Source organism: Corynebacterium felinum (assembly GCF_030408755.1).
GTDB lineage: Bacteria > Actinomycetota > Actinomycetes > Mycobacteriales > Mycobacteriaceae > Corynebacterium > Corynebacterium felinum.
Genome location: NZ_CP047209.1, coordinates 829,875 through 843,696, shown reverse-complemented (window position 1 = coordinate 843,696; position 13,822 = coordinate 829,875). Strand labels below are relative to the sequence as shown.

Here is a 13,822-nt window from a genome sequence, read left to right as displayed (position 1 = left end):
AGTTTTGCCCAGAATTGGTCACTGTTTTCATTCGTAGCCCCCGACACTGGGCGACATACGCATAAGGAGTGCGCCCACATGAGCAAGAGCACTCCCCTTTTTCGGCCATGCGCGGGCTATTATTTCCCGATTGACTTATGCCGATTGCGGAACATGTCCGCGCGACTAAACTTTGGACGCGACTCATGGGCATTCACCACCAGTTCATTGGTGCGTTCCAGATCGTCAGCGCTCGGCGAACCCGGCAAAATGACCCTAAATAGCGCGCCACCGTCATCTGACTCTTCAGCGGTAATCACGCCACCGTGGCGAGTGACAACTTGGCGCACAATAGCCAGCCCCAAACCAGAACCAGGCATCGATCGTGCCTGAATGGAACGGTAGAAGCGTTCAAACACTTTTTCCCGGTCCTCTGGAGGAATACCTGGACCTGAGTCAGCAACTGTGATTTGGATGTGACCATCGTTGAGATTCTTCATCTCAACCCTGACCACGCCGTCGGCAGGCGACCACTTTGCCGCATTATCCATCAAATTAACCATCACGCGCCCCAAACTGTGGGCATCACCAAACATGAACCACGGTTGCAGATGCAAACGAAACTCCACATCGGGGCGCCGCCTGCGCACGCGATCGAGCGCGGTCTGGGAAATCTCCGCCAAGTCCACCTCTTCGAGGCTGCGCTCAGCGGCGTCTTCACGGGCAAGATCAACGAGGTCACCAATGAGAGTGGACAACTCTTCCATTTGCGCCAACACGTCGAATTCTAGAGCCTTCTTTTCAGACTCTGGGATGTCCGGCGAACCTGGCTGCTGCATCATCATCAACAGCTCAATATTGGTGCGCATTGATGTCAGTGGCGTTTTGAGCTCGTGACCTGCATCGGCAACGAGCTGAGCTTGACGCACGCGGGATTGATCCAACGCGGCAAACATCTCGTTAAACGATGCCGTCAGACGTGCCAGTTCGTCGCGTCCAAGCACCGGAATTGGCTTCAGCTCTTGGGTTTCGGTGACTTCATCGACCGCCTCTTGCAAACGCGCCAACGGTTTCAAACCAGCCGAAGCCACGATAAAACCAGTGGCGATAGAGAGCAAAAAGCCCAAACCACCAAACGTCAGTAAAGCCAAACCCAAGGTAAGAATAAGACCTTGAGTCTCCGTCATATCGCGGGCGACAATAACCTTGGTGCCCTTTTCATTCGAGGCCATGAAAACCCGCTCACCATTAACGGTATCCACCCGCTGGACAGCTTCCGTGGATGTCGAGAGCAAGGGAAGGTCATCGCCGGCAATAAACGTCCACCCTGGCAGCTGAATTGCTAGACGTGTGCCTTGGTTATGGTCCCGGAAATACTGGACTTCGTTTTTCACATTGGCGAAAAACGCTGGATCTTCGGTACGTGCCAGCATCGATACTGCTTTTGTACGCAGATCAGAATCCAACGAGTTCGTCAGTGTCATTGACACAGACCAGTAGGCAAGGGCAGTCATCACGCCCACAACCACACCCACCATTGAGGCGGTAAGAATCGTCACACGCCACCGAAGGGAGGCGTGCCTTCCCCAACCGTCTTCAACGTGATCAGCGTAATCCCCCGACTCATGCACTACAGGTGAAGAATCAGGGGATGAAGGCCTTCTTAAAATCACGGAGCAGTATCTCGCAGAACGTAGCCGACACCGCGAACCGTATGAATCAAACGTGGCTCGCCTTCCTGCTCAGTCTTACGGCGGAGATAACCGATGTAGACCTCAAGCGCATTGCCGGAAGTTGGAAAATCGTAGCCCCACACCTCTTCCAAAATGCTGTTGCGTGACAGCACACGGCGAGGATTAGTCATGAGCAACTGCAGCAACGCAAACTCGGTGCGTGTCAAGCTGATCGTGCGGTTGCCACGAACAACATCGCGGGTTTCTGGGTTCAAACGCAAATCCGCGAATGTCACCTCCGTTTGGTTGCCCACAGCGGTGGACTCAGCGGCAGCGCGACGAAGCAACGAACGCACACGCGCCAACAGCTCTTCCAAAGCAAAAGGCTTAGGCAAGTAGTCATCCGCGCCGGCATCAAGACCAGCCACGCGATCAGAAACTCCATCACGAGCAGTCAGAACAAGAATGGGGCGATCATCGCCGTGGCTGCGCAAATGGCGGCACACTTCCAGCCCATCCTTCTTCGGCATCATGACGTCTAGGATCACCAAATCAGGTTGCTCACGCTCGATTACCTCCAGCGCTTGCTCACCGTCTTCCGCGGTGGCAATTTCGTACCCGTTAAACGTGAGCGAGCGGCGAAGGGAATCCCGTACTGCCTGCTCGTCATCAACTACGACGATCTTCATATTTACCTTTCACCACCACACCGTTAACACTCGATGCCGTGGGGTTGGGGCCGATGATTATGAACACAATAATGCATGTGTGCGTACTTTATAGCAAAGTACGTGCAAAAGCAGCACCCATACACACCGTGTGCGAGGTCATACTAAACTCACTAAAGTTTAACAGCTATTCACCGACAACTTTCCATTGAAAATGTCAGAAATAACGAATGCCATTATACAAAAAACCCAACCATAACCAGCCAAAATAGACTGAAAAATGGTTGGGGATTGTCTAAGATTTTCGAGGTTTTAACCTATAAAAATATTAGAACTGCTCGACCTCGACGAGACCCATGTGAGCTGCCTTGACCAGACGGCGTGGGATGCGCACGGTCTGACCGTTCACCTTGACCTCCATGAGGGCAACGTTGTCAGCTTTCCACTGGGAACGACGGGAGCGGGTATTCGAACGGGACATACGACGCTTTGGAACTGCCATTTCTCTTTCCCTCCTTAAGCCTTCTTGGTGCGGCGGGCCATGCCACCGAAACGACGCTGGAACTTCTCAACACGGCCAGCGGTGTCCATGACACGCTGTGCACCGGTCCAGAATGGGTGGGACTCGCTGGTGACGTCAACGACGATCAGCGGGTACTCGTTGCCATCTTCCCACGTGACGGTACGGTCACTGGTAGCAACGGAACGGGTGAGGAACTGGAAACCAGTACCTGCATCCTGGAACACAACCGGATGGTAATCCGGGTGGATGTCCTTCTTCATAATTCTCCGATTCCCTCAGGATTGAAACTTCAGGTCGCTTCGACGAAAAAATCAACAGGATACTTTCCCTAAGATAAGAAGGTATCGTTTCGACGATCGTGCCTGAGTTGGGTTTCGACATGCTTACAATAACAACTGTCCCAACCTTGATTGTCCATGCCGCTTCTTGGCCGCCAACCACACAAAACACAACTACAAGGTACATACTCGTATGGTTTGGAACACAAGAGTGCAGTAATTAAACACTTAAGGTCACAACAACTTGGGAAATACTACCAGCATAGGACTACACAAGGAAATCCTTGGATAGAAAAAGTGCCACACATCACCGTTGCAACTAAGCTTCAATTCGCACCACACGCTGCGCACACACCCATTCCCCCACCCCTTGCAAGTAGTTGGCACAATTTCTCCCCCCACCCCTACCACTACCCAGCTGCACAGCACGGTACCGTAGAGTCCTTTTAAGTTTCAAGGGCGCGTTTCTTAAAATTTTCCCCTCCCTGCTGGGGGCAGGCAGCACCCACACCCTGCCCCCGTGAACACCGGCGTCGATAAGCAAAATCCTAGTTCACTTCAATTCGCACAGTTTCCGTTACTCACATCCCACTGTGCAGATTAGGCAAATTGGTGAAAAACAGGTATGGTTGTCCATTGCTGTTGTCGAAATTGTTCGTTATATCGCCCCCGATCATCTTGCAGTTGCAGGTTGAACGTAAGGGCGGCTAGGAGAAAGTTTTATCCATGTCGGCTATTTGCCAGGTTACGGGACGCAAGCCGGGTTTCGGCAAGTCTGTCTCGCACTCGCACCGACGCACCTCCCGCCGTTGGAATCCCAACGTGCAGCGTCGTAAGTTCTTCCTGCCCTCTGAGGGCCGTACCATTGTTTTGAACGTATCCACCAAGGGTTTGAAGGTCATAGACCGTGACGGCATTGAGTCCGTTGTTGCAAAGATCCGCGCACGTGGGGAGAAGATCTAAACAATGGCACGTAATGACATTCGTCCAATCATCAAGCTGAAGTCTACGGCTGGCACCGGTTACACCTACGTCACCCGTAAGAACAAGCGCAATAACCCTGATCGCATTACCTTGAAGAAGTACGATCCGGTAGTCCGCAAGCACGTCGAATTCCGCGAGGAGCGATAATCTATGGCTAAGAAGTCCAAGATCGCCAAGAACGAGCAGCGCAAGGAAATCGTCGCCCGCTACGCGGAGCGCCGTAACGAGCTCAAGGCAATCATCAAGAACCCTAATACCTCCGACGAAGATCGTTTGGATGCGCAGTTCGAGTTGAACCGCCAGCCACGCGACGCTTCCCCAGTTCGTGTCCGCAACCGCGATGCACACGACGGTCGCCCACGCGGTTACCTCCGCAAGTTTGGCCTGTCTCGTGTTCGTATGCGTCAGATGGCTCACCGCGGTGAGCTGCCAGGCGTCCGCAAGTCCAGCTGGTAAATTTCGGGAGTATCTAATGAAGCGCACCAATATGAAGAAGGCGCGGATGGAGCAGTCCCGCCGCCCAAAGAAGAATCCTCTCAAGGCTCAGGGCATTGAGAAGGTGGACTACAAGGACATCAACACCCTTCGTCAGTTCATCTCTGATCGCCACAAGATCCGTTCTCGTCGCGTGACCGGTCTGACTCCGCAGCAGCAGCGTCAGGTCGCAACCGCAGTGAAGAACGCCCGCGAGATGGCTCTCCTGCCGTTCACCAGCCGTTAAGTCTGGGTCGGTTAACGCTTCCCCACACCTCGCCTTTGTTCTTGTCAAACGCGTGGGGATGCGATGACAGCTTTTAAACACCCAAACCATTTCCTTGTAAGGAACTGGTTTGGGTGTTTTGTTGTGTGCCGTCTGCGCCTTAAGGTTGGGGGTTTTGGTGGGGCGGGCTGCTAAGATTTTGTTCAGTTCTTGATTGTCTGATCCTGGTGCCCCAAGTGTGGCACGGTTGTTTTAAGGGGGATGTGTATGCTTCACGCGTCGTTGGTTGAATTGGCTTCCCAGGCGCCGTTGTGTCAGGATGCTGCGACGGTTCGGGGTGTATTGGCGGAGTCGCAGGATTTGATGCGCAATGCGATTGAGCATAATGAGTCGCCGCAGGATTTGGTGATCTGGTTTTCTCGTGTGGTCACTGATGTGTTGCATTCGGACGGGGTGAAGTCGCTGACCTCGGGTGCTGAGTTGGTGTTAACTGGCGCTGTGGGGCGTGGTGATGCATTGCCGAGTTCGCCGATTAAGTGGCTCACTGTGGGTGATGAGGGGGTCGATTCCTCCCCGTTGAGCGCGTTGATTGCGCAGGCGGGTTTGGTTCCTGATGAAACTGCGTTCGGGGTGCGGGCGCGTACGCGGCGGCAGTGGATTCAGGCGATTCATACTGCGGATGGTCCGGGTTTGGCGGTTTTTGCTGATGCGGGTACGTGGTGTTTGCGTGAGGTGTTAAAGCTTGAAGATCCGACGGTGTTGTTGCGTGAGGCGTTGAGTCATCGCCCGCCTAGGGTTCAACTGGATTCGGGGTTGCCGGATTATTCGGTTGCGGTCGATATTCGTCGGGGTTTGTTGTATCCGGTGATTGCGTTGGCTCGGTGGGCTGGTGTGGCTGCGCGGTCGACGGAGTTTTCGACGCGGGCGCGACTTGAGGCTGCGGCTTCGAAGCAGGTGTTGACGCGGGCGCAGGCTGATTATTTGGCTACTGCGTGGAATGCGGGCTTGAGCTTGCAGTTGCGCCGGTTTGCGGATCGGGTTCATCGTCATTCGACCACGGCGAGTGCGTTGCCGGCTATTCAGCGCAGTATCTATGGGGCGTCGGCGCGGATGGTTTCGGATGTGGCGTATTCGCTTGCTGCAGCGAACGATATATCATTGGATGTTTAGGTGTTGTTGGAATAGTTAGGATCGGTGTGCTTTGGCTGGTGCAGTTGGTCGCCCTCGCAAAAATAGTCCACGCCGTCGTGGTTCTACGGCACGGGAGGAGATTCTTGATGCTTCCGCTGAGCTTTTCACAACCCAGGGTTTTGCTACGACGTCGACGCATCAGATTGCGGATGCTGTAGGTATTCGTCAGGCGAGTTTGTATTATCATTTCCCGTCGAAAACAGAGATTTTCTTAACGCTGCTGACGTCGACGGTTGCGCCTTCGACGCAGTTGGCTGCTCGTTTTGGGGATTTGGATTTGCCTGCGCCGATGCGGTTGTGGGCGTTGACTGCGGCTGAGTGTCGCTTATTGTTGTCTACTCGTTGGAATGTGGGTCGGCTGTATCAGTTGCCGGTTGCTAGTTCTGAGGAGTTTGAGAGTTATCATCGGCAACGTACACAGTTGCGGCAGATTTTCTTTGATATTGCTGCTGAGATTGTTGGTGCGGATGATCCGCGTGCTGATTTGCCGTTCCATATTGCGGCGTCGGTGATTGAGATGCGTGCTAATGATGGGGTTGTGCCGTATCCGATGTCGTTGGATTCGCTTCCGGATGTGGCTATTATGCTTGCCGACGCCGCCTTGACGGTGTTGAATACTCCCCTGCCTGAGAATCGGGTTGAGGTCACCTTGGGTTTGTTATCCCAGGATTCTGAGTAGCGTTATGCCCGGCTGACGATGCGGTGGGCTTGGGCGATAAGGGGTGCGTCGACCATTTCACCGTCGAGTTTGAATGCGCCTGGGTGGTTGGCGGCTTCGGCGATAACGCGCTGGGCCCAGCGCAGTTGTTGGGGTTCTGGTGCATAGGCTTTTCTGATCGTGTCCACTTGGGTGGGGTGGATGCAGGCGGTGGCGGCGAAGCCGGAGCGGGCGGCGTCGGCAGCTTCGCGGTAGAGCCCTTCAAGGTTGCGGAAGTCCGCAAAGACGGCGTCGATGCTGGCTTTGCCCGCTGCCGCTGCATGGATGTGCATGAGTGCGCGACTCAGGCGCATGGTGTCGCGGTAGGTGGGGGTATCTTTTTCGTCGCTGTGGTAGCGCGAATGTGTGCCGCCAAGCATAAAGGTGAGGTCTTCGGCACCCCAGAATAGCGCGACGACGTCGTCATGCTGCGCGATTTTTTCAACGGCAACCACCGCTTGTGGGGTCTCAACCATGGCGATAACCTCAAGGCCCGCGAGCTCTTGAGGGATGTGGTTGTAGATTTTGGGCACCATAATGGTGCCATACGGGGTGGTTTTCACGAATGCGACATCATCAAGGAAGTGCGGATCAGTGGGGCCAACCACCCGAACGATGGTGCGTTGGGGGTCGAGTCCACAGTCAGCAATTGTGGCGTATGCCTGTTCCCTGTCGATATCCCCTGCCCCATCTTCGAGATCAAGGATGACCATATCTGCTTTCGCAGCTGCCTTGGGCAGAATGTCAGGGCGATTAACGGGGGCAAACAACAACGCGGGGCCTGGAATGGTGAAAGTCATAATGGCTTCATTTTCACATAGTTTTGCTTACCTCCGCGCCACCACCATTACCCCCACGCTACCCCCATTTTGCACGTGGTTGTGTTTGTCCGAACGACTTAGCGATCGCTTGAACTTGCGTGTAAAAAAGTTCACCCACACCTCCCCCTAGCGCTTTTGTTCGCACACTCTCCTCACACTGTGACAAGCACCATCAGTAGCACTTTTAATGAAACTTTAAGTTATGAGCAGAGTTGTCATTAAGCTTTTATTTACGCGACATTTTCCAATAATCCCAGTTCAACCAGAACAGCCCTATCCCCATCCGCCATCGCCCACCCCACATATAGGTAAGATTAACCTATCAATAATAAGTTGCATCAAACTGAACATCTTGAAGCTACTGTCGCTATTGGCATGTATTTACCCCACTTTTCCCACAGGTAAAAATTGCTTTACTTCCGGTTTTTCCACTATAAAACCCATAGTTTAACTATCAACATATTTACAACAAGATACCTATACCACAACTTAAACTAATGGAAACGACTGTGGTTGCAGTCAAAATCAATAACTATTTATAATCGTGCTCATACCCCCTTGACGAAGGGGCTACCACCTATATAGCTCCTTAAAAAAATAAGAATCCTCCTTCGATCCCCTAGTTAGGAAGGGACTGGAACGATGAATCGACAGTGTCGATTGAGCACAACTACCGCTTCAAACCAAAGCTTTTTTAAACTTTTTATCGCACTTGTAGGCAGTATTGCCCTTGTTGCTAGTGGCATTCTCGTTGCCCAGATATCACATGCACCCTTAGCGCATGCAGCGCAGTGTAAAGGCCGGTGGAATAATCTCACCTGGAAAGACGGACCAAGCATCAACAATGGCGTCTTTACTTCCCGCAATGGATTCGCCATTGCTACTTTTGATTGGGAAGCCGACGCCAATGCTCAAAAGGGCGACACCATCGAACTAGAGTTGCCGCAACAACTCACCACCGCTGAGCAGGCCCCATTCAATCTCTACGATGAGGCAAACGGTAACGTCATTGTTGCCCGTGGTTCGTGGTCGGGCAAGAAGCTCACTATCACCGTGAGTGAATTTGCCGATCAAAAGTTCAATGTGCGTGGCAAGGCTGAAGTTGCATTGAAATGGGACCACTCCAAAATCACGCCATCTGTAGGGTTTGATGGTGATCTCCAATTCACAGGGTGCAATAGCAATGGAACGCTCAAAGGAAAGATTGGCCCTCTGGGACCAGGTGGCTCGACACACGATAATCAAAAGGTCGGCACCTATTCCGGTTGGAATCAAGATGCACAGGGTTATGTGACACAATGGAGCATCGGAGTTTCGGCTGTTGATACTAATAACCAGCCTATTTCAGTCACCGACACGGCTCCAGATGGCTGGAAGTTTATCTGCGACGGAACGAAAAATGGCGGATATAGTCCAGTTGCAGTGCAAACTTTTGTCAATCGTCAACCGGTAGTGCATCAAGTAATGACCTCCGACGGAAACGTTCAAGCAGGTACTTACTACAACGTAACTGGCGTGGCTCATGAGGCACTTCCCCAAGGACACGGGTTCTATTTCCACTGCACTCCCGAAAAAATTACCGTGAACTTCAACTACGGTATTCATCCCTCAGTAGGACCGATCATTCAAGTCAAAGCTGTCTCGCCACAGCGCCCTACCCCCGGTAGCGTGATTACCAATACAGCTGAAATTGGCGGAAAACCCTATGTCGGACAGGTTTTCATTCCTCGACAGGGTGGCTCGGGTACCGGTGAAACTGGTGGCTTTACGGTGAAAAAGCTTGTGCAAGGAGTATCCACAGAAAAGGAATTCAACTTCCACTATGAATGCCACCCGAAAGCAGGTTCCACCCCTGCTGCCAAGACTGGTGATGTGAAAGTCAAGCACAACCAAGTAGTCCATGTTGGCGACCTCGATAAAGGCCTGACCTGTACTATCACAGAAACAGATGCCAGCGTTGATGGGCTAAACCCTACAACGAGGTGGACTGTCGACGGCATGCCTACAGAATCGGTATCGATCGAAACACGCCATAAGCACGAGTCTGCCATCGACGTGGTTGCTGTCAACCGCTTTGCACCTCCAGTCACACCTCCAGTCACGCCTTCAGCCATACCTTCAGCCACACCTCCTGCTCCAGAGCCGAAAGTTGGTGGCTTCAAAGTGAAGAAGGAAATCACTGGTAACGCCGCTGAAAAATTCACCAACCACACCTTCACATTCACCTACACCTGCGGTGACAAAACCGGTGAGCTCACCATCACCGGTGCCGGTGAAGCCCAAGGACCACAAGACATTCCCGTAGGCACCATCTGCACAATCAGTGAAAAAGAAGTGGCCGTATCTGAAGGTATCAACTGGGTGCACACCATTGCCCCGTCTGCTTCTGTAACGATTAGTGAAACTGACCCACAGTCGGTCACAGTCACCAATACGTTTACTAAGGCTGAACCCAAGACTGGCACGTTCAAGGTGAAGAAGGAAATCACTGGTAACGCCAGTGCAGACTTCAGCAACCGCGTGTTCACTTTCGACTACACCTGCGGTGACAAAACCGGTGAACTCACCATCACCGGTGCCGGTGAAGCCCAAGGCCCACAAGACATTCCAGTAGGCACGCAGTGCACGATCGTCGAACGCCCAGTTACCGACCTCAACGCACACGCCTGGACTGCCACATACCAACCCACCGACGGAATCACCATCACCGAAGGCCAACAGCCAACCCTCACCGTGACCAACACCTTCACAAAGCCTGAACCCAAAACAGGCAACTTCACAGTAAAGAAGGAACTCACCGGTAACGCTGCTGAAAACTTCAACAACCACACCTTCACATTCACCTACACCTGCGGTGCACAAACAGGCGAACTAAAAATCACAGGTGCAGGCGAAATCCCAGGCCCAGGCAACATCCCAGCAGGCACTGAATGTACGGTCGTCGAAAAGCAAATCACTGTGCCAGCAGGAGTGACGTGGACGCACAACATCAACCCCACGCAACCAGTCACCATTCGGGAAAACGAAACAGCACTAGTGAAAGTCACCAATACTTTCACCACCACCCCGCCTGCACCCGGCAGCAGTGACAATGGACGCTGGTGGATCTTCCTCATCAGCATCCCGCTTCTTGGCGGACTCATCAGCCCGCTTCTGCCACTACTGTCTTCGACCCCAACCCCGACTCAGAACGTGCTGGCAGAAACACCCCAAGCACACAGCCAACACACCCAACCGCAGAAGGGTCTACCAAAAACCCCACAACCTGCACCTCACACACAACCAAAGAAAGGACTCGCGAACACCGGTGCAAACACCAGCATCATCCTATTCTGGGCACTGATCAGCATGCTTCTCGGTCTAACATTTATAACCACCAGAAAGAAGAAGCAACACTAACCAACCCTCGCCGCAACTATTAAGTCCGGGGAACACAAAACCCTCCTTGTGTACAAAGCTCAACAAGGAGGGTTTTAAAATATCCGCAGCTTAGTGCGCGAAGTGACGAGCACCAGTCAGATACATGGTCACACCAGCAGCGTTCGCAGCCTCAATAACCTCAGCATCACGAATCGAACCACCAGGCTGAACAACTGCGGTGACCCCGGCGTCGGCAAGAATCTGGAAACCATCCGCAAACGGGAAGAACGCATCAGAAGCAGCAACCGCGCCCCGCGCACGCTCAACATCACCCGCAAGAGTGTTGGCGCGTTCAACGGCCAGTTTGGCGGCGTCGACACGGTTAACCTGCCCCATACCAACACCAACAGTGCCACTATCACGCGAAAGCAAAATCGCATTAGACTTCACCGCACGCACCGCACGCCACGCAAACTCCAACTCAGCAAGAGTCTCAGCATCAGCAGGCTCACCAGCAACAAGAGTCCAGTTAGCAGGAGCATCGCCCTCAGCATCAATCACATCGCGCTCCTGAACCAAAATGCCACCAGAAATCTCACGACGCTCAAGCGAAGAAGTCTCAGGAGCCTGCGCAACAAGAATACGAATATTCTTCTTCTGCGCCAACACCTCAACCGCACCCTCCTCATAAGAAGGAGCAATAATCACCTCAGTGAAAATATCAGTAACCTGCGAAGCCATCTCCACAGTCACCTCACGATTAGCAGCAATCACACCACCAAAAGCAGACACTGGGTCACACGCATGCGCATTGCGGTGAGCCTGCGCAATCGAAACATCACTCACAGCAATGCCACAAGGATTCGCATGCTTAATAATCGCAACACACGGACGCGCATGATCCCACGCAGCACGCCACGCAGCATCAGAATCCGTGTAATTGTTATAACTCATCTCCTTACCATGCAACTGCTGAGCGCCCGCCAAACCAGTCCCATCAGAATACAAAGCAGCAGACTGATGCGGATTCTCACCATAACGCAACACAGTTGTGCGCTCGTAAGTAGAACCGACCCACGCAGGGAACGTCTCAGACGCATCAGCAATCTGAGCACCCATCCACGTCGCCACAGCAACATCATAAGAAGCAGTATGGCGGAAAGCCTCAACAGCCAAAGCAGTACGCTCAGCACGAGTAAAACCACCACTCGTGAGAGCCTCAGCAACACGACCATAGTGAGCAGGATCAACAACAACCGCAACAGAAGGATGATTCTTCGCCGCAGCACGCACCATCGAAGGCCCACCAATATCAATCTGCTCCACACACGCATCAAAATCAGCGCCGGAAGCAACCGTCTGTGTAAACGGATACAGGTTGACAACTACAAGTTGGAAAGGCTCAACCCCCAACTCCTGCAGCTGAGCAAGATGATCATCCTTACGGGTATCAGCAAGAATACCGGCATGCACCCTCGGATGCAGAGTCTTCACACGACCCTCAAGACACTCAGGGAAACCCGTCAACTGATCAACAGGAGTCACATCAATACCGAGAGCCGAAATCTTAGCGGCAGTAGAACCAGTGGAAACAATCTCCACACCCGCACCATCAAGGGCACGAGCAAGCTCCTCAAGCCCAGTCTTGTCATAGACACTAATAAGTGCGCGTTTAATTGCCTTGCGATCTTCACTCATGGGTGGAAGACAACCTCTCTATTATTCTCTCCTGCCCATGACCACGGGCGAAGGAGTCCAATACTGTCACAATGAGCTTGCGCTCAACCTGCTTAATCCGCTCATGCAGGTCTGCTTCGGTTTCACCTGGCGCAATAGCCACCGATTCCTGGGCAATAATCTTTCCGGTATCCACACCCTCATCAACAAAATGAACAGTGGAACCTGTGACCTTCACACCATAGGCAAGGGCATCACGAACCGCATGCGCCCCAGGAAAAGCAGGCAACAAAGCAGGATGAGTATTAATAATCCTGCCCGCAAAAACATCAAGGAATTCCTTGCCCAGAATCTTCATAAAACCCGCGGACACAACCAAATCAGGGCCATAACCACGCACAACCCGAGCCAACTCCTCATTCCACCGACCCCTATCAGCACCCTTGACCAAGGGAACAAGCTCAGTGGGAATATTGGCAGCCGAAGCGCGGGTCAGCGCATAACAGTCAACGTCTGCAACGACGGCAGCTACGCGATAAACCCCTTGATTATCGATAATTGATTGTGCAAGAGTGCCCGACCCGGAGGCCAGCACCACAATACTCAATGGCTGAGGTGATTCTTGGCTGGTCACAAACAGTCATGTTAGCCGGTAAGTGCCGTGTCAATCTACTTTGGGGGAACCAGCCCCACCAAGAACACACAAAACCCACAAACAACCCAAAACCACTACAACTCGACCTTCACAGTTTAACGCCGCAGAATCCAATCACTGCGAAGCATAAAAGTCGAGTTCTAACGGGACTTCGCATCCCATGTGATGCAGCTTAAGTGTGATTACTCGACCAATTAGTATGTGAACCCATGAATCCACAACCTTAGGAGCATAAAAGTCGAGTCATCCTCATCCCTATTGGGCACAACACACTCCCAAAGTTAAATCCGCCTGAGGTTTCTCGACCAATCCACACCAAGCTCAAGATTTTCAGGACCCAAGTGCGAAACAGTCGAGTAAACACCTTTAGCCAATACAAGCAACCATCTCATGCAAAACCCACACTTGAGGTTTCTCGACTAATTCGCGCTGGGACCTATGAATCCACAACCTTGGGAGCACAAAAGTCGAGTCACCTTCATCCGTATCGGGCACAACACACTCCCAGGATCAAACCCGCCTGAGGTTTCTCGACCAATCCACACCAAGCTCAAGATTTTCAGGACCCAAGTGCGAAACAGTCGAGTAAACACCTTTAGCCAATACAAGCAACCAC

Annotated in this window: 14 protein-coding genes; 7 read left to right on the top strand and 7 right to left on the bottom strand. The window is 52.6% G+C overall.

Annotation, left to right across the window (positions count from 1 at the left end):
* Positions 1 to 119: 119 nt before the first annotated feature.
* The 4 genes from CFELI_RS03730 to CFELI_RS03715 all read right to left on the bottom strand — a co-directional run bounded on the left by CFELI_RS03730 (position 120) and on the right by CFELI_RS03715 (position 3,103).
* The gene (locus tag CFELI_RS03730; protein ID WP_343899053.1) at positions 120 to 1,652 is read right to left on the bottom strand and encodes a HAMP domain-containing sensor histidine kinase; all 1,533 of its coding nucleotides are present in this window, start codon (positions 1,650 to 1,652) and stop codon (positions 120 to 122) included.
* On the bottom strand, positions 1,649 to 2,341 hold the full coding sequence (locus tag CFELI_RS03725) for a response regulator transcription factor (RefSeq protein WP_277105235.1): 693 nt from the start codon (positions 2,339 to 2,341) through the stop codon (positions 1,649 to 1,651). Before CFELI_RS03725 ends, CFELI_RS03730 begins: the two co-directional genes overlap by 4 nt.
* Positions 2,342 to 2,648: 307 nt before the next feature.
* Positions 2,649 to 2,822, bottom strand: a complete 174-nt coding sequence (gene rpmF / locus CFELI_RS03720; protein WP_277105236.1) for a 50S ribosomal protein L32 — start codon at positions 2,820 to 2,822, stop codon at positions 2,649 to 2,651.
* Positions 2,823 to 2,836: 14 nt separating this feature from the next.
* Positions 2,837 to 3,103, bottom strand: coding sequence for a type B 50S ribosomal protein L31 (locus CFELI_RS03715; protein WP_277105237.1), 267 nt, complete (start codon positions 3,101 to 3,103; stop codon positions 2,837 to 2,839).
* Positions 3,104 to 3,847: 744 nt separating this feature from the next.
* On the opposite strand from CFELI_RS03715, the gene rpmB reads away from it, so the two are divergent.
* The 6 genes from rpmB (at position 3,848) to CFELI_RS03685 (ending at position 6,675) form a co-directional block, all read left to right on the top strand.
* Positions 3,848 to 4,084: a 50S ribosomal protein L28 gene (gene rpmB, locus CFELI_RS03710; RefSeq protein ID WP_277105238.1), complete on the top strand. Its 237-nt coding sequence runs from the start codon at positions 3,848 to 3,850 to the stop codon at positions 4,082 to 4,084.
* Between the two features lie 3 nt (positions 4,085 to 4,087).
* Entirely contained in the window at positions 4,088 to 4,252 is a 165-nt protein-coding gene (rpmG, locus tag CFELI_RS03705) for a 50S ribosomal protein L33 (protein WP_006063179.1), read from the top strand.
* 3 nt (positions 4,253 to 4,255) lie between these two features.
* Positions 4,256 to 4,561 (top strand): 30S ribosomal protein S14, encoded by a 306-nt coding sequence (rpsN, locus tag CFELI_RS03700; RefSeq protein WP_277105239.1) that lies wholly within the window; start codon positions 4,256 to 4,258, stop codon positions 4,559 to 4,561.
* Between the two features lie 16 nt (positions 4,562 to 4,577).
* On the top strand, positions 4,578 to 4,826 hold the full coding sequence (gene rpsR / locus CFELI_RS03695; RefSeq protein WP_277105248.1) for a 30S ribosomal protein S18: 249 nt from the start codon (positions 4,578 to 4,580) through the stop codon (positions 4,824 to 4,826).
* 240 nt (positions 4,827 to 5,066) lie between these two features.
* Entirely contained in the window at positions 5,067 to 5,975 is a 909-nt protein-coding gene (locus tag CFELI_RS03690; protein WP_277105240.1) for a putative nucleotidyltransferase substrate binding domain-containing protein, read from the top strand.
* A 31-nt stretch (positions 5,976 to 6,006) separates the two neighbouring features.
* Positions 6,007 to 6,675 (top strand): TetR/AcrR family transcriptional regulator, encoded by a 669-nt coding sequence (locus CFELI_RS03685; protein ID WP_277105241.1) that lies wholly within the window; start codon positions 6,007 to 6,009, stop codon positions 6,673 to 6,675.
* 2 nt (positions 6,676 to 6,677) lie between these two features.
* On the opposite strand, the gene CFELI_RS03680 is transcribed toward CFELI_RS03685, so the two are convergent.
* The gene (locus tag CFELI_RS03680) at positions 6,678 to 7,493 is read right to left on the bottom strand and encodes an HpcH/HpaI aldolase/citrate lyase family protein (RefSeq protein WP_277105242.1); all 816 of its coding nucleotides are present in this window, start codon (positions 7,491 to 7,493) and stop codon (positions 6,678 to 6,680) included.
* A 681-nt stretch (positions 7,494 to 8,174) separates the two neighbouring features.
* Here CFELI_RS03680 and CFELI_RS03675 point away from each other — a divergent pair.
* Complete coding sequence (locus tag CFELI_RS03675; RefSeq protein ID WP_290259486.1) at positions 8,175 to 10,913, top strand: DUF5979 domain-containing protein; 2,739 nt, start codon at positions 8,175 to 8,177, stop codon at positions 10,911 to 10,913.
* 90 nt (positions 10,914 to 11,003) lie between these two features.
* On the opposite strand, the gene purH is transcribed toward CFELI_RS03675, so the two are convergent.
* Positions 11,004 to 12,572, bottom strand: a complete 1,569-nt coding sequence (gene purH, locus CFELI_RS03670; protein WP_277105244.1) for a bifunctional phosphoribosylaminoimidazolecarboxamide formyltransferase/IMP cyclohydrolase — start codon at positions 12,570 to 12,572, stop codon at positions 11,004 to 11,006.
* Positions 12,565 to 13,191, bottom strand: a complete 627-nt coding sequence (purN, locus tag CFELI_RS03665; RefSeq protein ID WP_374724764.1) for a phosphoribosylglycinamide formyltransferase — start codon at positions 13,189 to 13,191, stop codon at positions 12,565 to 12,567. Before purN ends, purH begins: the two co-directional genes overlap by 8 nt.
* Positions 13,192 to 13,822 lie beyond the last annotated feature (631 nt).

Excerpts from the sequence above, each read along its gene's own strand:
- CFELI_RS03725 (WP_277105235.1), bottom strand. The coding sequence starts at position 2,341 with ATGAAGATCGTCGTAGTTGATGACGAGCAGGCAGTACGGGATTCCCTT.
- rpmF (WP_277105236.1), bottom strand. The coding sequence starts at position 2,822 with ATGGCAGTTCCAAAGCGTCGTATGTCCCGTTCGAATACCCGCTCCCGT.
- CFELI_RS03715 (WP_277105237.1), bottom strand. The coding sequence starts at position 3,103 with ATGAAGAAGGACATCCACCCGGATTACCATCCGGTTGTGTTCCAGGAT.
- rpmB (WP_277105238.1), top strand. The coding sequence starts at position 3,848 with ATGTCGGCTATTTGCCAGGTTACGGGACGCAAGCCGGGTTTCGGCAAG.
- rpmG (WP_006063179.1), top strand. The coding sequence starts at position 4,088 with ATGGCACGTAATGACATTCGTCCAATCATCAAGCTGAAGTCTACGGCT.
- rpsN (WP_277105239.1), top strand. The coding sequence starts at position 4,256 with ATGGCTAAGAAGTCCAAGATCGCCAAGAACGAGCAGCGCAAGGAAATC.
- rpsR (WP_277105248.1), top strand. The coding sequence starts at position 4,578 with ATGAAGCGCACCAATATGAAGAAGGCGCGGATGGAGCAGTCCCGCCGC.
- CFELI_RS03690 (WP_277105240.1), top strand. The coding sequence starts at position 5,067 with ATGTGTATGCTTCACGCGTCGTTGGTTGAATTGGCTTCCCAGGCGCCG.
- CFELI_RS03680 (WP_277105242.1), bottom strand. The coding sequence starts at position 7,493 with ATGACTTTCACCATTCCAGGCCCCGCGTTGTTGTTTGCCCCCGTTAAT.
- purH (WP_277105244.1), bottom strand. The coding sequence starts at position 12,572 with ATGAGTGAAGATCGCAAGGCAATTAAACGCGCACTTATTAGTGTCTAT.